Genomic DNA, 19,228 nt, shown 5'->3' with positions numbered 1-19,228 from the left:
AAAAAAGTAACAAGCAGCTTGTTTTTATGTAACAGCTCTCAAAATCAAATTCCCAGTTCTACGTTGATTTCCCTGTTTTTATGATGTTTTGTGACATATATTTCGGTAACCGAATTGTTACAACCACTTATTGTAAAAATATACAGAGAGCTATTGCAAATGTCTGCATTTAATGCTATAATAATAAAGTATAATCATATTCATAGGAGAAACAACATGGACAAAACGTACTATACCAATCAAATAAATTCTGTGATCGCAGAAGTAAAAAAAGCTGTTATCGGCAAGGACGCCATCATTGTCAAGGCGCTGCTCGCTATGCTCTGCAAGGGCCACATATTAATAGAGGATATTCCCGGCGTGGGCAAAACTACTCTTGCGCTTGCCTTTTCAAAGGCGCTGTCTCTTGAACACAACCGTATGCAGTTCACTCCCGATGTTCTTCCGTCTGATGTAACAGGATTCTCTGTATATAATAAGAGCAACGGAAAATTTGAATTCCGTCCCGGTGTTGCATTCTGCAATCTCTTCCTTGCTGATGAGATAAACCGTACATCAAGCAAAACTCAGTCCGCTCTTCTGGAGCTCATGGAGGAAAAAAGCATTACTGTTGACGGTAATACCTACAAGCTTCCCGAGCCTTACACTGTTATAGCTACACAGAATCCTATCGGCTCAGCAGGCACACATAACCTTCCCGATTCCCAGCTTGACCGTTTTATGATAAAGCTGAGCATGGGCTATCCCGATTTCAGCGGTGAGGTGTCCATACTCAAGGCTAAGCACAATGACAATCCACTGCAGAGTGTCAGACCTGTTGCGGACGCCTCATTTATTATGGAGCTTCAGGAATACATATCCAACATTTATATTGATGACAGGATATATGAGTACATCGTTTCTATTTCTGCTGCTACACGTAAGCACCCAATGCTCAAGCTCGGCGTCAGCCCCCGCGGCACTCTCGCTCTTATGCAGCTCTCAAAGGGCATCGCTGTAGCAATGGGACGCGATTACGTTATCCCCGAGGATATTTCCTACATATGCAATGATGTATTCGAGCACCGTATCATGCTCAATTCCAAGGCTAAGCTCTCGGATACCAGTGCATCTGACATCATAACCGAAATTCTCAGAACAGTTCCTGTTCCTGGTATCGGCGAAAAGTAAGGCGGCAGCATGATACTTACCAAGCTACTGTTCATAGTTCTGATAATAGTATGTGCTTTGTTCTATATACTATATATATGGGACTTCGCACTTGTACTTCTTATTGTAATGATCGCACTTCCGATCATTATGTTCATCACTACATATATAACAAAGAAAAACATTTCGGTAGAGTTTGCTGTTAAGGACAAAACTGCTGTCAAGTCAAAGGATTTCCCTGTTCAGCTTGTCGTTACAAACAAGAGCATTTTCCCTATCGGCAAAGCTGAGGCAAGAATCGAATACTATAACACGTTCAGCAATGAGATCTCTTCTTTTGACCTGTTTCTTCCCATACAGCCAAGGAACTCCCAGCGCGTTACATTTCAGCTGAACTCGAAATTCTGCGGCAATATCAAAATAAAGACCTTATTTCTGAACATATACGATCCGCTCAGAATATTCAAATTCACAACGGCAAGCAATATCCATACCGAGGTCACTATCATGCCCGAGGGACACGATATCGGCGGTATCGTTCATTACAGCGACCGTGTGAACGAAGAGAGCGACCTCTTCTCAGAACATCGCCCCGGCGATGATCCGTCAGAGGTATTCGATCTCCGTGAATATAACGCAGGAGACAAGCTCAACCGTATCCACTGGAAGCTCAGCTCCAAAAAGGACGATTTCATTGTAAAGGACTACAGCCTTCCCATAGATGTGCCATGTATGCTGTTCCTCGATCTGAACTGCAATAAGGTAAGCAGTCTTGCTCTGCCTGTATTTGATACGCTTATCGAAACATTCCTTTCGATCTCGCAGTTCCTGCTTGACAACGAAAGGTGTCACTCGGCTGTCTTTTTCAATGCTTCACAGAATCAGTTTTCCGAGTACAGCATAACAAGCCCGACAGATCTTGCCGCTGCTGTAAAAGCTCTTATTTCTTCAGTAGATGAAAATCACTTCTGTCAGAATCCCGAGACATATTTCACGGATAATGCTTCGCTTTCATTTGCCTCGTTCACTTATATCACCTCCGCTTTTAATGAAAAGCTCCTCGACAGTATTGATGAGGAGATCGAAGCTGACTTCAAAAACGCCGTTATAGTAATCGACAATGTTGAAAAGCTTTCTTCAATTGGCGGCGGTTATTCTTCACTTAACGTTATGCCTGTTGTAGTCGGCAGGATCTCTGCCTCGATAAAGGATATAGATATATAATGAAAAGAAAGAACATACAAAACTCCAACGGCATTACTATAAGCGACAGCATAGTAATGTCTGTAAAACAAAAACATCCGAGCATGAGAAAGCTTTATGCCGCTGCCATCTCCATTATCGGCATGTTATCGGTCATAATGGCTTTTCTCGGAATGTTCCATTTCCGCTACCACCAAGGAAATGTTGCGGCAGCCTTTTTATTCTTTGCAGCTTTCCATATTTTTATCGCTCTGAAAGGCGGAAAGGCTCTCGGAGCTTATTTGCTGTCAGTTGTAAGCTTCCTGTTTCTGGCTTACAAAAAATCATCAAAGCTGGTCCTCGGCTTTAAATTTGTATATAATATCATATACAAGGAAACCTTTGAATCAAATCTGAATTACTACAAGGGTCTGAGAAGAGTTCTTGAAGAACCCTGTATAACGACACTTTTTGTATTTTATATCTGGCTTCTTGCCATTGTGCTCTGCTATTTTACAATATGCAGACCGAACCCTGTACTCCCTCTTATGGTGACATTCCCCATATTGGAGATAGGTATGTACAACGGTGTGAAAATGCCTGTATTCTGGGGCATAATGTGTATTGCATACTGGCTCGCCATACTTGCCATGTCAACAATTGATGTGGGAGAATACTCGGGCGGTCAGAGCGGTTTTGTCCGAAAGAACAATCTGTTCTTCCCCAAGCGGCACATGAAACTTAAAGTCACGGAGCGCTGCGGTATGTTTATCATTGCCTCGGTCATGATAGTTGCGGTCCTTTCATACGGCTTTCTCAAGATAACACATTATAAAAGAAGCGATTCTATCAATGAAAAGCGCCGTGATATTTCCGATGCCTTTGATGATTTCACATTTGAAAATCTCGGAGAGAGTCTTTCAAATATCACAAATGCTTTCGGCTTTAATCTTGATTACGAAAACCATAAGCTCGGAGCCAGCGACCATATACGATACAAAAACGTCACCGACCTGACAGTAACTATAGAAAAGCCTGTCAAAGGTGCGCTGTATCTCAAAGACTATGTCGGCGCTGTCTATAAAGACAATCAGTGGTTCAAGCTTCCGTCGTCAAAGTATAACGCAGATATATTCGATGACTTTAAGGATTACGATGTACATCCTCAGAACTTCCCTGCACTCTTCTCAAGATATATCAAACGCAGTGACGAGAAAAACACTATCTGGATAAAGAACAGCGCAAAGAAAAAGAATCGCATATATTCTCCTTACGGCGTTGAGGATCTGGGAAAAATAAAATACGAAAACGATACCCTTGCATTCCCCGGAAACAAAAAGGGCGGCGAAACCTCTTACAAATTTGTGCCTATAAGCCCTGATAATATGGAAGTCCTTCTGGACAGCGGCATTGAAGTGTTCTTCAGTAAAAACAGCGGCAGCAGCTTTTCTTTAGAAGCGCCAAACCGTTCCGTATACTCTGCCTCAAGCATAACCGATAAGAAGTGGCAGGACGCTGTATATAAATACTGTGATGAAAACGGTCTTATCAGCTACGATGACTATTTCACAATAGACTATGAGCTTCCCTCCGACGATGCTTACCTGTACGATCACGGCGATGTTCTTATGGCTGAGCTTTTGCAGAACGACTATAAAAAATTCGTTTACGAGAATTTCCTTGATGTTCCCGATAATCAGGATATGGCGGAAGTCAGAGCAGCATACAGTGATCTCGTTGATGTGGAGCACGGCAACACTCCCAAAGAGGTTTTCGAGATACTTAACAATATCCGTACAAGAATAGCTGCTAACAGCACCTATTCCCTTGCTCCCGGAAAAACTCCTTCCACCCGCGATTTCGTTAATTACTTCCTGCTTGAGAACCACAAAGGCTTCTGTACCTATTATGCTACATCAGGTGTACTTCTGGCAAGAATGGCAGGTATACCTGCACGTTACGCAACAGGATATATCCTCGTTGAAAACGATATCAAGGCAGGCAAGACCAACAGTGACGGTTCTGTTACAATAGACGTCAAGGATAACCGAAGCCATGCATGGGCTGAAGTCTATATCGACGGTATCGGCTGGATACCTTATGAGTTCACCGCAGGCTATACACAGCAGGAGATTAATACAGAGCCTACTCAGGCTACTACAACTGCCACAACACAAAATTCTTCAACTACCACCACAACAGGTACATCTGTATCAAAAACAACAGGAAACTCCTCTGTTACTACTTCACATACTACAACAAAAGCTGCTGGTTCAGATGTTAGTGCTACAACCATCGTGCCTGGCGGAAAGAATAAGTCAGGCATACATATACCAAAGTTTATAAAGAAGCTGTTCTTTTTCATACTCTTTATTGCAGCAATGGTAATGCTGATACGCGCACGAAGAGCTTTCATATTAAAGACAAGGGAAAAGCACTTCAAAACAGGCGATCCCCGAACACGTATCAGATATATGTATTCCTACGCCGAAAAGCTTCTCAATGAGCTGAACCTCAGGAGCGAATACGGCAATTATAAGCAGTTTGCTTCTGAAGTTGAAAAATGGCACGGCGGTATCTCTTTTGAGGACGGAGGCTTTGAAAAGCTTACGGATATTGCACTTGATTCAGCATTCAATAATAAAACGCCGGACAATGAGGAACTGAAAAAATGTGAAAAGACGCTTTCGGATCTCGGCGAATATATCTTCAAAAAGGCTACTGTAACGCAGAAATATAAGCTTATGTATCTGAATGTTCTTTTAAAGGGGGATGACTAATATGAAGATCGACAACTCGGGATATATTGCCAAGGGGATTTTACTTGCGGTGTGCGGCGTACTTTTTGCCTTTTTCCCTAATGTTATCACGTGGGTATTCTACATAATCGGCGGAATAATCGTTGCAGGCAGTGCACTTACCTCACTGGGCGGTATATCTCAGGGAGACGGTTCTCTTCTTCCCGCAGGCGGCATAGGCGTTGCCATCGGTCTTTTCATAATGTGCATACCAAAGGTAATAAGTGCACATATTTCTATGATAGTCGGATTTATTCTTCTTATAATCTCCATTGTTCAGATAGTAAAGGCGCTTTCTAAGGAAATGAAAAAGGGAATCAAGATTTTTCAGCTCATCTTCGGAATAGTACTCCTTATCGGGTCTGTATTCCTGATCTTTGATCCTTTCAAGGGCGGCAATGTTATCCGAATCATCGTTGGCTTTATAATGATAGGTTATGCTTTATTCAACTTCTATGTTGCTTACGTTATAAACGAACGCAACGGCGGTGTTGTCAGCAGTACATCAGGTGCAAATAAAAATGACAACATAATCGATACAAGCGGTCATGATGTTCCCGACGGGGACAGCATCAAAAAGCTTCAATAATTTACAGGAACTGCTGGGTCATTCAGCAGTTCTTTTTTACTCTGAAAATCGAACAAGTGTTTGACAAAGACTATTTTCTGTGCTATAATATAGAGTGGTAATTCTGAAAAGGAGGCGTGAAAATGTCAGACACAAAAGAGATACTTCATCAGATACTAAATGACGAAAAGCTTCTGAACAGCCGCGCCTTCCGTGACAGAGTATATACGGACGAGCCTATAATAAGAACTGCCGCACAGCTCAGAAAGCCTGAAACTCCTGCAAAGATCAAGGAAATGAAGGGCATTGCATTTTCACCAGAAGCATACTGGAAAACCTCGGCATGGCTTTTCTATAATCAGGGAAAATTCATGGAAAACTACGAGGACGTATATCCAATGTGTGACGATTTCGTCAAATACTATCCATGCTACCGTGACCTTGATGACAAGCAGCTTAGAAGCTATTTCGCGTGGCGTACAAATGTGAGGAAAGATGTCATTGAAAAGGCTCCCCTGTCTTTCGTTTATATCTATATCTATGAGCTTATAAACTGCATAGGTGCCGACGAACCGCAGGAATGTTTTTCAAGGCTGAAAAGCTTCTGCGACGTGTACAGGCTCATTGATGGCAGTATATCAAAATATACCGATGTATGGCTAAGCGATATGATAGTTTATTACGGGCTTCCACCTTCCCTTGCAGACGATTTTGAGGACATCAGATACGATATGAAACTGCTTACCCTTATATACTGGGAGAAAAGCTCCGATGATGAGCTTTTTGAAGCTATTAGCGCCCTATCTTCTTATCGGCTTGAAAAGTCTCTTTACTATACAGCTGAACTCGAAGAATTCAAAAAGGTTCTTGTGAGAAGCTTTATAAAGCTGTCTGAGTTCTTCCGTGATAAAAGAAAGAATTCCCTGTGCGACAAGCTCTTCGGTAATATAGTGGAATGCACATATAATATGTTTGCTTCGGCTATTTTCTATGACAGGCAGGCACTTCGCAGCTGCGAATACAGCTTTAGCGAGATACACTCATACACCTGCAAAAGCGGCAAATGGAAATGCCGAAAATTCTACGGCAACAGAGGAAGAAACGGAAATCTGGGCGATCTTCTGAGAGCAGTGGACAGTTTGCTGCGTGAAAAAGCTGATTTCCGATACAAGATAAGCATTGAAGGAGTCTCAAAGACTGCTCTGAAGATAATTCAGGCAGAGATCGACAGCTTCTATGCTGAAAAGCAGCGCGCCGAAGCACAAAAGATCGAAATTGATCTTTCAAAGCTCGTAGAAATAAGAAAGGCTGCCGATATTACACGGGATAAGCTTATCGTTGATGAAGAAGTCGAAGAACCTGCTCCCGTTGCTGAACCCAAGGAAGAAACAGCCGCAGAAGCCTCTGCGTGTCCTTTGCTTGACGAGAATGAGATACTTTTCATGCAGGCACTGCTATACAACGGTGATGTTTCAGATGCTGCGAGAAAATGTGGGCTCCTTGTCTCTATACTTGCCGACAGCATTAATGAAAAGCTTTTCGATACATTCAGCGATACCGTCATAGATTTTTCGTCAGATGTGCCTGTGCTCATAGATGACTATACTGACGAACTTAAACATATGATACCCAAGGAGTAAAAATATGAAAATACCCAAAAGGATCGCTTCTGCGGTCATTAACTCGCTTAAAGGCGGCGTTGTTCCGCGTATTGGTCTGCCATACATAACCGTTGGACGTGAAAACGAGATAGATGCGCTTCTCCATGATGTGGATATAATCGCAGACGGCGGAGCATCGTTCCGCTTTATCGTCGGTAAGTACGGAAGCGGTAAGAGCTTTCTTTTGCAGACTATACGCAGTCACGTTATGGACAGGAACTTTGTCGTTGTTGACGCTGACCTCTCACCTGAGCGCCGCTTACAGGGCACCAAGGGTCAGGGACTTGCCACATACAAGGAGCTTATCCGCAATATGTCAACAAAGACACGTCCCGACGGCGGTGCGCTTACACTTATACTTGACCGCTGGATAAGCGGAGTTCAGTCCGAAACTGCTGCTGAAAGCGGACTTTCAACTGATTCCGCAGAGTTCGCTAAAGCTGTAGAAAAAAAGATATTTGAAGTTGTAAATGCACTGAGTGAAATGGTGCACGGATTTGACTTTGCAAAGCTGCTGACTATATATTACAGAGCTTCTGTAAGCGGAAACGACGAAGAAAAAGCCAAGGTTGTAAAATGGTTCCGCGGCGAGTACGCCAACAAGACCGAAGCTAAGTCCGAGCTTGGAGTAAATATCATAATCAGTGACGACGACTGGTATGAGTACATCAAGCTCTTTGCAGCCTTTCTCAAAATGGCAGGCTACAGCGGCCTCCTCGTCCTGGTGGACGAGCTTGTGAACATCTACAAGATACCTAACAGTATCACAAGGCAGTACAACTACGAAAAAATACTCACCATGTACAATGATACATTGCAGGGCAAGGCTAAATACATAGGTATCATAATGGGCGGCACTCCACAGTGCATTGAGGACACCCGCCGCGGCGTCTACAGCTACGAAGCTCTTCGCTCGCGTCTTGCAGAGGGGCGTTTTGGACGTGAGGGCGTAAAGGATATGCTGGCTCCTGTCATACATCTGACTCCTCTCACCTATGAGGAAATGCTTGTACTTACCGAAAAGCTTGCAGATATACACGCTCAGCTATTTGACTATACCCAGATGATAACACAGGAGGATATGATAAGCTTTATAAAGCTGGAATTCGGGCGCATAGGCTCCGACAGCCATATCACTCCCCGTGAGGTTATCCGCGATTTCATCGAGCTTCTTGATATTATCATGCAGAACCCGAGTATTAATGTAAGTCAGCTTATCTCCTCGGAGGCTATGGAATTCACCAAGCCAAGCGGTAACGACGATACAGCTGACGAGGAATTTGCAGAATTTGAGATATAAGGATATGCTATGAGTATTTTTGAAAGATATGCTCCTTTTATACAGGATTTCATCTACCGAAATAACTGGGAGTCCCTGCGTGCAATCCAGGCTGCCGCAGGTGACGCTATTTTCAATACCGACGAGAACGTTCTCCTGACGGCTTCAACTGCCTCAGGCAAAACAGAAGCAGCTTTCTTCCCTATTCTTACGCTCTTTTCAGAGGATATGCCCCGCTCCGTGGGTGCTATATACATAGGACCGCTGAAAGCACTTATCAACGACCAGTTCATGCGACTTAACGAGCTATGCGACGAGGCGGATATACCTGTCTGGCACTGGCACGGCGATGTGGCGCAGTCCCATAAAAGCAAAATGCTGAAAAATCCGTCGGGGATATTGCAGATAACTCCCGAATCTCTTGAGGCTATGCTTCTGCGCAAGCACGCCCTTATACCTAAGCTTTTTGGAGACCTGCGCTTTATTGTCATTGACGAGATACACTCCCTTATGCGCGGTGACCGCGGCGGTCAGACCATATGTCTTATGGAAAGGCTCTGTAAAATGGCAGGGGTCAATCCGCGCAGGATAGGTCTGTCAGCTACTATAGGCGATCCCGCCGCCGCAGGAGAATTTCTGTCTTACGGTACGGGACGAGGTACTATTATACCCAAAATAGAAAGCAAGGGAGTAAAATGGCGACTGTCCATGGAGCACTTCTACATCAGTCAGCAGAATCAACCCGACGAAAAAGAAAACGCAGATGCTCTTCCCGTTCTTGATGAAAAAACAGATACTGCTCCAGAACACGCTGACGCAGGCATGGGATATATCTTTGAGCATACGCGGGGCAAAAAATGCCTTGTGTTCGTCAACTCCCGTGAAGAATGTGAAGCAGTCACAACTACACTGCGCTCCTACTGTGAGGCTAAACATGAGCCTGACCGCTTTCTTATCCATCACGGCAATCTCTCCGCAGCCTACCGTGAAACTGCAGAGGAAGCCATGAAGGACGAGGATATATTCATGACTACCTGTACCACAGCCACCTTGGAGCTCGGTATCGACATAGGCAGGCTTGAACGTGCATTTCAGATAGACGCTCCTTTTACAGTTTCATCGTTTTTACAGCGTATGGGACGTACAGGCAGACGCGACCTGCCGCCTGAGATGTGGTTCGTTATACGTGAAGAGCTCCCCGAGCCCCGCTCAATGCTGCCTGAGACTATACCGTGGAAGCTTTTGCAGGGCATTGCTCTTGTACAGGTATACCTTGAAGAAAAATGGGTGGAGCCCCCAAAGCTTGACAGGCTCCCCTACAGTCTGCTCTATCACCAGACCATGAGTACTCTCGCTTCATGCGGTGAGCTTACCCCCGCCGAGCTTGCTTCAAAGGTACTGACACTTAAATATTTTCACCGCATCACTAAGGACGACTATAAAATACTGCTTCGGCATCTCCTTGAAAACGACCACATACAGCGTACAGATGAGGGCGGATTTATCATAGGTCTTGCAGGAGAACGCATCGTCAACAGCTTCAAATTTTATGCTGTATTTCAGGAGAATGAAGAATATACCGTGCGATGGGGCTCTCAGGAGCTTGGCACTATAGTTATGCCTCCGCCTGCAGGCGAAAAGATAGCTATTGCAGGGCATGTGTGGATAGTAGAGGAAGTTGACCACAAGCGCCGACTTGTTTACTGCGAGCAGATCAAAGGAAAAGTGCCTGCATATTTCGGTGACTGCCCGGGCGATATCAACACCAAGATACTTCTGCGTATGCGTGAGGTGCTCCGTGAGGACAGAAGCTATCCATATCTTATGAAAAACGCTGCTGCACGACTTGCGCAGGCTCGTCAGACTGCCCATAACTCAAAGGTGACGGATACACCGCTGATATGTCTCGGCGGCAATATGTGGTGTCTGTTCCCGTGGCTTGGCACCTACGCTTTTTTTGCCATGGAGCGCTTCCTTAAACTTAAATGCGCTGACAGACTGGGACTTCGGGGTATGGATTCCTCACGTCCTTACTATATTCAATTCACCATGAAGGTCTCTCCCGGGGAATTCTTTGAAGTCCTCGCAGATGAAGCACGCAAGGAGTTTGACCCGATGGAACTGGTATATCCGGGTGAAGTACCTGTATTTGAAAAATATGATGAATTTCTTCCGGAAGTCCTTGTGAAAAAAGGCTTCGCTTATGGAATACTCGGGATATCTGAAATGAAAGAGCGCATTTTAAGCTGGATAACTTAAATTAAATTATTAGAAATTTAGTATTGCAATTTCATTTATATCGTGATATAATATTTATATAGATTACTTTTTATAATGATAAGGTAGGATTTACTTATGAAAATACAGCAGCTTGAATATGTTATTGCCGTTGCAAGAGAAGGCAGTATAACAAAGGCAGCCAAGAAGCTTTATCAGGCTCAGCCCAATATCAGTATCGCCCTTAAAGAGCTTGAAGCTTCACTGGGCATACAGATATTCAACCGCTCTCCCAACGGTATGATACTTACCCCTGAGGGTGAGGAGTTCCTTGCCCGTGCTCAGACTATCGTTGATGAAATGCAGAGCCTCGAAAGAGACTATGCACAGACACCCGATAATGAAATGAAACTAAAAGTTGCGGCTGCGCGTTCAACATATGCAACTGCGGCTATAGGTAAGTTTATCAGCAGCTACGCCGATAAGACAGATAAGATAGACGTCCATGTTATGGAGACAAGCACCGCAAAGGTACTTGAGGATATTTGTGCGGGCAAATACGATATCGGTTTTATTCGTATTCCCAGCACGTATGCTGAAATGATCGAAAGCCGTCTTAAAGCTCGTAATCTTGTTGGCAGAACTATTATGGAGTTCCCTCTTCAGATCGTTATGAGCGAAAAACATCCCCTTGCTAAATACGATGACGTTCCTTATGAGCTGCTTTCAGAGTATCCCGAGATAATCCACGGCGATGATGAATCCGAAATGGTTCGCCGAGCTTCTATCAATCAGGATTTTGACGAAAAGCGTTTTACAAAGAAGATCTTCATTTACGACAGAGGTACTCAGATAAGTATGCTCAAAACCGTTAAGAATGCATATATGTGGGTAGCTCCCATGTCTCAGCTCATATTGAAATTTAATGAGCTTTGCACCAGAAAGAGCTCCTATGCGACTAATCTCAACCGTGATATGATAATCTATCGTAAGGCAAGCGAAAACAATGCGCTCATCTCGGACTGTATAAGAACAGTCTTTGAGTACGCAGACAAGATCGAAGGACTGGAAATATAATAAATATACCCCGATCAGACGGCAGTTCGTCTTTGATCGGGGCTTTTTTTGAAAAAAAAGAATGAGAGCCATTAGGGGGGAGGTTCTCATTCTTAATAAGGGGATATGAGATTGTCATTTATGAAAGAATGACTTTCCATATGTTATTATAGCATAGGGCAATACTTTTTGCAAATATAAATAATTAATTGCAATATATAGATTATTGATAAGTAAAATTTAAGTAATTTTTATCCTGATATTTACTCTGAGGAATTATATAGGTATAAAAGCCCCCGAACATAGTTCGGGGGCTTACTTTTAGTCTGCCATAAATACTTCAAATGCCTTATACGCCATATATGTGTCAAGCTTTGATACTATCTCATAGGGGGCGTGCATTGAGAGCACAGGTACTCCAAGGTCAATGGTATCAACGTTAAGATTTGCAATGTAAGCAGCAACTGTTCCGCCGCCGCCCTCATCTACCTTGCCAAGCTCACCTGTCTGCCAGATAACATTCTTTGAGTCCATAAGTCTTCTGATACGTCCTGTGAACTCTGCGGAAGCATCAGATGTGCCGGCCTTGCCCCGTGCGCCTGTATACTTTGTGATAACTACGCCGTGGTTTATATAAGCGCTGTTGTTGCGCTCATTTACCTCAGGGAATGTGGGGTCGTATGCAGCGTTAACGTCTGCGGACAAGCACTCGGAAGCTGAAAGAACAGTCATGCTGTCGCTTCCAAGAGTTTCAGCTATATCAGCTACAAAGTACTCGAGGTATGCAGAACGGAGACCTGTGTTTCCGTCGCTGCCTGTCTCTTCCTTATCGGTAAGTATAGTAACTACAGTATGCTTTGGCTTCTTGCACTCAGCTGTAGCCACAAGTGCAGGATATGCGCATACCTTATCGTCATGACCGTATGAACCTATCATGCTTCTGTCGAAGCCGATGTCCTTTGCCTTGAATGCAGGAACTGCTTCAAGCTCTGAGGAAATAAAATCAGCCTCGGTGATACCGTACTTCTCAAAGAGAATATTCATTATGTTGAGCTTTACAGAGCCGCTCTCCTCATCGTCTTTGAAAGGACGTGAACCGATAACGATATTAAGCTGCTCACCTGTGATACCTTTTGCAAGGGGCTTCTGCATCTGTGCAGATGCAAGGTGAGGAAGCAGGTCTGTAACACAAAAAACAGGGTCACTGTCGTCCTCGCCGATATTTACAGGAACGGTAGTCCCGTCAGCCTTTATAACTACACCGTGAAGTGCAAGTGGAATAGTAGTCCACTGATACTTCTTTATGCCGCCGTAGTAATGAGTCTTGAAAAGAGCCATCTCTGTGTCCTCATAAAGAGGATTCTGCTTTAGGTCAAGTCTTGGTGAATCGATATGAGCTGCACAAAGTCTTACGCCCTCAGAGATAGGTGCTGTACCTATAACAGCTGCAAGTACAGACTTGCCGCGGTTGTTGCGGTATATCTTATCCCCTGATTTAAGCTTCATGCCTGCTTTAAATTCCACAAAGCCCTTCTTTTTAAGGAGGTCTATGGAGTATATAACTGCTTCACGCTCGATCTTTGCCTTGTTCATAAAGTCCTTGTAGCCCTCGCAGAATTTGTCGCAAGCTTTTATGTCCTTGTCCGAAACAAGATGATATGCGTTTTTGCGCTGCATAAGGAGCTTTTCTTTAAGCTTCTTAGCGGCATCCTTTTTTTCTGCCATTATTGTATTTCTCCTTTCGCAGAAAATCTATAGCGCAGCCCTTTTGCGGCTGAGTTATCACACTGTCATGGGAGTCTGTTTGTTCTTAAAAAGCTCTCTTATCTTTCCCGAAACTTCCCATGCGATGCCGTTCACTGTATCCATATTTCCGTTATTATGGATTATGTAGTCGGAATGGCTCTTGAAGAATTCCTCGTTGAGCTGAGAATTCATGCGTCTGCGAGCCTGATCAACAGTAAGTCCGTCGCGTGAGATAATACGTTTTTCACGTATATCGGCATCTGCAAGAACCGATATGATTATCTCGCAGAAATCATCCGCACGGCTCTCAAAGAGCGTGGGAGCATCGAGAAGTATGAGCTTCTCGCCTTTCATGGAATGAACTCTTATCTCGCGAAGTATCTCACCTGTGATGTAAGGATATGTAATGGTGGTAAGAGCTTCAAGCTTGGATTTGTCAGAGAACACTATACCTGCAAGTCCTTTTCTGTTGAGAGTGCCATCCTCGTTTATAACGCTTGAACCGAAGAGGTCAGCTATCTCATCAAGGCATTTTGTGCCCTTTTCAACTATCTTGCGAGCAACCTGATCGCAGTTGATGACTGTAAAACCGTTGGAAGCAAAGATCTTTGAGACTGTGCTCTTCCCTGCCCCTGTCTGGCCGGTCAGTCCGACTACCATGACTCCGTTGAGACTGTTCATATCCTTATCACCTCGAATCCTGCCGCCCTGATAAGGCGGTTATATACTGCAAGTCCTACGCCGTCCGTTTCTGGAGCGCGGACATAGACTCTTTCTGCACCTGCGTCATCAAGCTCACGAAGCCTCTGAAACAAAAGATGTGCCTGCTGTGAACTGTCACTGCCGTAGGTCATATATCTGTATGGGAATACTTCCCTGTCATTATCGAATATAAGCGAATATACATTGTCGCCGTTGTGCTCTCCCACATATGAGATAAAGCTTTCAAGTGAACCTTCCACCATGATTATATCTGCTTTAGGCGAATAGTGCTTGTACTTCATTCCGGGAGAAGCAGCCTTCTGACCTGCTTCAAGCTCGTGGAGTATAGCGTGGTCGATTATTACGTCATCGCATACTTCAAGAAGCATTTCCCTTGTGACACAGCCGGGGCGAAGTATCCTTGCAGTGGTATCTCCCTCAATGGAGATAACTGTAGATTCAACACCGAACTCCGAGCTTCCGCCGTCAACCACAGCTGCTATCTTACCGTTCATGTCACGCATAACATGCTCAGCCGATGTAGGGCTTGGGTATCCCGAAGTATTTGCTGACGGAGCTGCAATAGGTCTGCCTGATAACTCGATTATCCTGTGCATTACAGGGTGTGACGGCACTCTGATACCCACTGTATCAAGTCCGCCTGATGTTATCATAGGTATCCTGTCATTTTTTGGAAGCACCATTGTGAGCGGTCCCGGACAGAATCTCTCTGCAAGTCTGTACGCAAGCCCAGGTATAGACGATGTGTAGTCCACAGCCTGTGAAAAATCTGCAAGATGTACTATCAGCGGATTATCAGCAGGTCTGCCCTTGGCTTCAAAGACTTTGCGGACAGCCTCCACGTTTGAAGCATCTGCGCCAAGTCCATAGACTGTTTCTGTGGGTATACCGACTATTTCGCCTTTTTTAATAAATTCAGCAGCTATTTCAAGGTCTTGTTCCTTGTTGTTTAGTAAAACTGTATCCATAAAAACTACGCTTCCTGACTTGCGAGCTTTGCAGCCTGATCGGCGGTTGCAAGCGCATCAAACACTTCATCAAGATTTCCGTTGAGAATGTCCTCCAGTCTGTATATAGTCAGACCGATACGGTGATCCGTAAGACGTCCCTGCGGATAATTGTATGTTCTGATCCTTTCGGAGCGGTCGCCTGTGCCGACCTGCATTTTTCTCTCCGAAGCGATCTTTGCGTCTTGCTCCTCCTGCATAGCCTCGTATATCCTTGAGCGCAGAATTTTCATTGCTTTATCTTTGTTCTTATGCTGGCTTCTTTCGTCCTGACACTCCACCACGGTATTCGTGGGGAGATACGTTATTCTTACAGCGGACTCTGTTTTATTTATATGCTGTCCGCCTGCACCGCTTGCGCGGAAATAGTCTATTTTCAGATCCGTGGGATTTATTTCAAGCTCGACCTCGTCTGCTTCGACGAGAACTGCCACGGTAACTGTCGAGGTGTGTATGCGTCCCTGTGATTCTGTTTCGGGAACGCGCTGTACACGGTGTACGCCGCTTTCGTATTTAAGGCGGGAATAAGCACCCTCACCCTCAATGGAGAAGCTTATCTCCTTGAAGCCGCCGAGCTCTGTGGGATTGGCGCTTAGCACTTCCTGCTTCCAGCCCATAGTCTCTGCGTACATTGTATACATACGATAAAGGGAATTTGCAAACAGCGAAGCCTCCTCGCCGCCTGCGCCGCCTCTTATCTCTATAATTACGCTCTTGTCATCGTTAGGGTCCTTAGGTAAGAGAAGAACTTTAAGATCCTGTGTATAGGTTTCCATATTCTCCTTTGACTCATCATACTCTGCCTGAGCCATATCCTTGAAGTCCTTATCGAGACCGCCGCCGTCAAGAAGCTCCTTAGCTTCGTCAAAGGCTGCCTGTGCCTTTTTGTATTCCCTGTATTTCTCGATAATGGGAGTCATATTCTTGAACTCCCTCATGAGCTGAGTGTACAGCTTATTATCGCTGATAATATCGGGGTCAGAGAGTTTTGCGCTTATTTCTTCGTATTTTTGCTCCATCAGTGCAAGCTTTTCAAACATTCAGTATTCTCCTTAATGCTAAAAATATTACAATAGATGCTGCACTGTGCTAACCCTCATCGGCGTGTTTTACGCTGCGGATACTCTTTTCAATCTTGTTGCGGGCAACCATGAATTCTCTTGCGCACTTTATACATCTGAGCCTGAAATCCATTCCTGCACGTATCACGAACATTTCGCTGCCGCCGCAGGGATGATTCTTCTTCATTGTAAGCACATCACCCGGTCTGATATCCAAGACATTATCCCCCTTTCGCGTAAATAGAAAAAATCGAACATTTTTATTATACCCTAAAATCAAGCTCAAATCAATATTTTGCGGGTATATTTTTTTCATTTTGGTGAAAAATAATAAAAACTCCCAAATAAACATATTGAACCCATACAAAAAAACAGAAAGGATCTTTTTATGATATCAAGAGTAACTGCCGAATTTGAAACGCCCGAGCTGGCTGAATACGCTTTGAAGCGTGTGCGTGAAAGCGTGGACTACGTGTATTCCGCAAAAATGATGTACAACAGGATAGCCGAGCAGTCTGCAAGACTTGGAAGAAGTACTACTTTTTCAATTATCCCGACTTATTATAATACCCATACAAACTTCCTGACAGCCGTTATGGAGTCTCCTGCTTCAAAGGATATAGTTCCCGAGCCTGCACGTAATCGCAAGACCACAGCCTGCATAGTATGCGGGAGCGCTGCGGTGGACAATGTTATATCCGTACTGAATGCTCTCGGCGCTCTGAATATCCGTTTTGCCCAGTAGCATATAATACTCGGCAGCCGCATATGATTGACTACAAAGTTATTATAACGGAGGTAAAAACATGGAATTCAGACCTGAAGGCTGCTTATTTGATACACCGTCAAATCAAAGGTATATATCCTCGGCAGAGGGATTGGCGGAAGCAATGGAAAAAGGTATAATACTTGAAGCAAGAGCAATGCTGTGTACAGGAACTCATGACCTGATGATCGATCTGCCATGCGCAAGAGGGATAATCCCACGCGAGGAGGGGGCCATAGGTATCACAGAAGGGAAGACACGTGATATAGCTCTTATATCACGTGTCAATAAAATAGTCTGCTTTAAAGTTACCGAGCTCGATCTGACTGACAGCGGAGAGCTTGAAGCAAGGCTGTCACGTAAAGCCGCACAGCTTGAATGCGAGAATAACATGATCTCAAAGCTCAGACCAGGTGATATTATCGACGCAAGAATATCCCACATGGAAAAATTCGGCAGCTTCGTTGATATAGGCTGCGGCATACCCTCTCTTGTACCCATAGATACTATGTCTGTGTCCCGTATCTCTCACCCCACCGACAGATTCAGGACAGGTCAGCTTATAAGAGTAATAGTCAAAGGGACTGAAAACGGCATGATATTTCTTACTCATAAAGAGCTCCTGGGTACATGGGAAGAAAACGCCTGCAGATTCAAAATCGGAGAAACTGTCCCCGGTGTTGTACGTTCCATAGAAAGCTACGGCGTATTCGTGGAGCTTACGCCAAATCTTGCAGGGCTTGCAGAATCAAAGGAAGGTATATCTGTAGGTCAGAGCGTCAGCGTCTACATAAAGGCTATCATTCCCGAAAAAATGAAAGTAAAGCTCATTATCGTAGACGTCTGCGGCGAATATACTCCCCCAAAGGAGATAGAATACTTTATAAAGTCAGACCATATAAACTACTGGAAATACTCCACCGATACTTCCGACAAGAATATCTCTACAAGCTTCTGACAAAAAATGCACCTGTAAAAACAGGTGCATAGTTTTTATATCAGTATGCGATCTCTTCAGCGATATGGTGAAGCTTTTCGTCATATTCCTTGTGCATTGAAAGTGCTTCCTGAATATCGTAATCAACGATCTTGCTGTCCTTGATACCAACAACACGGTTGCCGATTCCCTGCTCAAGAAGCTCTACTGCATAGTAGCCCATTCTTGTAGCCTCAACTCTGTCTCTAACTGTAGGAGAGCCGCCTCTCTGTACGTGACCGAGGATAGTTGATCTTGCGTCGATACCTGTCTTTTCCTGAAGCATCTTAGCGATCTCATCAGAGTGACCAACGCTCTCAGCAACGATAACTACAAAGTTCTGCTTGCCCTTTGCCTTCTTTGCCAGCATTGTATTTGCGATAGCATTGATATCATAAGGAACTTCCTTTGTGATGATATCTGTAGCACCGCATGCAACACCTGTATTAACAGCGATATGACCTGCTCCTCTTCCCATTACCTCTACAACAGAGATTCTGTCGTGAGACTGAGATGTATCACGGAGCTTATCAGCCATTTCCATAGCTGTGTTCATAGCTGTATCAAAGCCGATAGTATAATCTGTACATGCAATATCATTATCGATAGTACCGGGAAGACCGATACAAAGAACGCCCATTGCAGAAAGATCAGCTGCGCCTCTGAATGAACCGTCACCGCCGATAACTACAAGACCTTCGATGCCAAGCTCATCAAGCTTAGCCTTGCCCTTTGCAACACCCTCCTTAGTTCTGAATTCAGGACATCTTGCTGTATAAAGAACGGTACCGCCTCTGTGTATAATATCGGAAACGCTTCTCTCGTCCATCTTGATGATATCGCCGTTAAGGAGTCCAACGTATCCTCTGCGGATACCGTAAACCTCCATACCCTTTGCAAGAGCAGATCTTACAACAGCTCTTACAGCGGCATTCATTCCGGGAGCGTCACCGCCGCTTGTCAAAACACCAATTTTCTTGATCATACATACTCTCCATTCTGCACTTGGCATATATTGTTTAACCCGCAAAAAACTGCG

16 protein-coding genes are annotated in these 19,228 nt (G+C 44.4%); 10 read left to right on the top strand and 6 right to left on the bottom strand.

Annotation, left to right across the window (positions count from 1 at the left end):
• The first annotated feature begins 216 nt into the window (after positions 1–216).
• The 8 genes from N774_RS0102015 to N774_RS0101980 all read left to right on the top strand — a co-directional run bounded on the left by N774_RS0102015 (position 217) and on the right by N774_RS0101980 (position 11,931).
• On the top strand, positions 217–1,170 hold the full coding sequence (locus N774_RS0102015) for an AAA family ATPase (RefSeq protein ID WP_024859630.1): 954 nt from the start codon (positions 217–219) through the stop codon (positions 1,168–1,170).
• Between the two features lie 9 nt (positions 1,171–1,179).
• On the top strand, positions 1,180–2,373 hold the full coding sequence (locus N774_RS0102010) for a DUF58 domain-containing protein (protein WP_024859629.1): 1,194 nt from the start codon (positions 1,180–1,182) through the stop codon (positions 2,371–2,373).
• Positions 2,373–5,111 (top strand): transglutaminase-like domain-containing protein, encoded by a 2,739-nt coding sequence (locus tag N774_RS0102005; RefSeq protein WP_024859628.1) that lies wholly within the window; start codon positions 2,373–2,375, stop codon positions 5,109–5,111. The genes N774_RS0102010 and N774_RS0102005 overlap by 1 nt, the downstream gene beginning before the upstream one ends.
• 1 nt (position 5,112) lies before the next feature.
• Complete coding sequence (locus tag N774_RS0102000) at positions 5,113–5,718, top strand: DUF308 domain-containing protein (RefSeq protein ID WP_024859627.1); 606 nt, start codon at positions 5,113–5,115, stop codon at positions 5,716–5,718.
• A gap of 122 nt (positions 5,719–5,840) precedes the next feature.
• Positions 5,841–7,337 carry a TerB N-terminal domain-containing protein gene (locus tag N774_RS0101995; RefSeq protein WP_024859626.1) on the top strand — a complete coding sequence of 499 codons (1,497 nt, stop codon included), beginning with the start codon at positions 5,841–5,843 and terminating at the stop codon, positions 7,335–7,337.
• Between the two features lie 4 nt (positions 7,338–7,341).
• A complete protein-coding gene (locus tag N774_RS0101990) occupies positions 7,342–8,658 on the top strand; it encodes an ATP-binding protein (protein WP_024859625.1) in 1,317 nt (438 codons plus the stop codon).
• Positions 8,659–8,667: 9 nt separating this feature from the next.
• Positions 8,668–10,896 (top strand): DEAD/DEAH box helicase, encoded by a 2,229-nt coding sequence (locus N774_RS0101985; protein ID WP_024859624.1) that lies wholly within the window; start codon positions 8,668–8,670, stop codon positions 10,894–10,896.
• 96 nt (positions 10,897–10,992) lie between these two features.
• On the top strand, positions 10,993–11,931 hold the full coding sequence (locus tag N774_RS0101980; RefSeq protein WP_024859623.1) for a LysR family transcriptional regulator: 939 nt from the start codon (positions 10,993–10,995) through the stop codon (positions 11,929–11,931).
• A 300-nt stretch (positions 11,932–12,231) separates the two neighbouring features.
• Here N774_RS0101980 and N774_RS0101975 read toward each other — a convergent pair whose 3' ends face one another.
• From N774_RS0101975 to N774_RS0101955, 5 genes are read right to left on the bottom strand one after another with little or no spacing between them, the layout of a single operon-like run.
• A complete protein-coding gene (locus N774_RS0101975; protein WP_024859622.1) occupies positions 12,232–13,635 on the bottom strand; it encodes an aminopeptidase in 1,404 nt (467 codons plus the stop codon).
• A 57-nt stretch (positions 13,636–13,692) separates the two neighbouring features.
• Positions 13,693–14,337: a dephospho-CoA kinase gene (gene coaE / locus N774_RS0101970; protein WP_024859621.1), complete on the bottom strand. Its 645-nt coding sequence runs from the start codon at positions 14,335–14,337 to the stop codon at positions 13,693–13,695.
• A complete protein-coding gene (locus tag N774_RS0101965) occupies positions 14,334–15,347 on the bottom strand; it encodes an L-threonylcarbamoyladenylate synthase (protein ID WP_024859620.1) in 1,014 nt (337 codons plus the stop codon). The genes coaE and N774_RS0101965 overlap by 4 nt, the downstream gene beginning before the upstream one ends.
• 5 nt (positions 15,348–15,352) lie before the next feature.
• Complete coding sequence (gene prfA, locus N774_RS0101960; protein WP_024859619.1) at positions 15,353–16,426, bottom strand: peptide chain release factor 1; 1,074 nt, start codon at positions 16,424–16,426, stop codon at positions 15,353–15,355.
• A 49-nt stretch (positions 16,427–16,475) separates the two neighbouring features.
• The gene (locus tag N774_RS0101955; protein ID WP_024859618.1) at positions 16,476–16,664 is read right to left on the bottom strand and encodes a DUF951 domain-containing protein; all 189 of its coding nucleotides are present in this window, start codon (positions 16,662–16,664) and stop codon (positions 16,476–16,478) included.
• A 171-nt stretch (positions 16,665–16,835) separates the two neighbouring features.
• Here N774_RS0101955 and N774_RS0101950 point away from each other — a divergent pair, with 171 nt between their 5' ends.
• Positions 16,836–17,192 (top strand): hypothetical protein, encoded by a 357-nt coding sequence (locus N774_RS0101950; RefSeq protein ID WP_024859617.1) that lies wholly within the window; start codon positions 16,836–16,838, stop codon positions 17,190–17,192.
• 61 nt (positions 17,193–17,253) lie between these two features.
• Positions 17,254–18,171, top strand: coding sequence for a S1 RNA-binding domain-containing protein (locus N774_RS0101945; RefSeq protein ID WP_024859616.1), 918 nt, complete (start codon positions 17,254–17,256; stop codon positions 18,169–18,171).
• Between the two features lie 40 nt (positions 18,172–18,211).
• Here the strand turns inward: N774_RS0101945 and pfkA are convergent, their stop codons facing one another.
• Entirely contained in the window at positions 18,212–19,174 is a 963-nt protein-coding gene (gene pfkA / locus N774_RS0101940) for a 6-phosphofructokinase (RefSeq protein ID WP_024859615.1), read from the bottom strand.
• Positions 19,175–19,228: the final 54 nt, after the last annotated feature.

This window comes from Ruminococcus flavefaciens AE3010, assembly GCF_000526795.1.
Classification (GTDB): domain Bacteria; phylum Bacillota; class Clostridia; order Oscillospirales; family Ruminococcaceae; genus Ruminococcus; species Ruminococcus flavefaciens_D.
The sequence above is the reverse complement of the archived record's forward strand: the minus strand, read 5'-3'. Positions and strand labels throughout refer to the sequence as shown.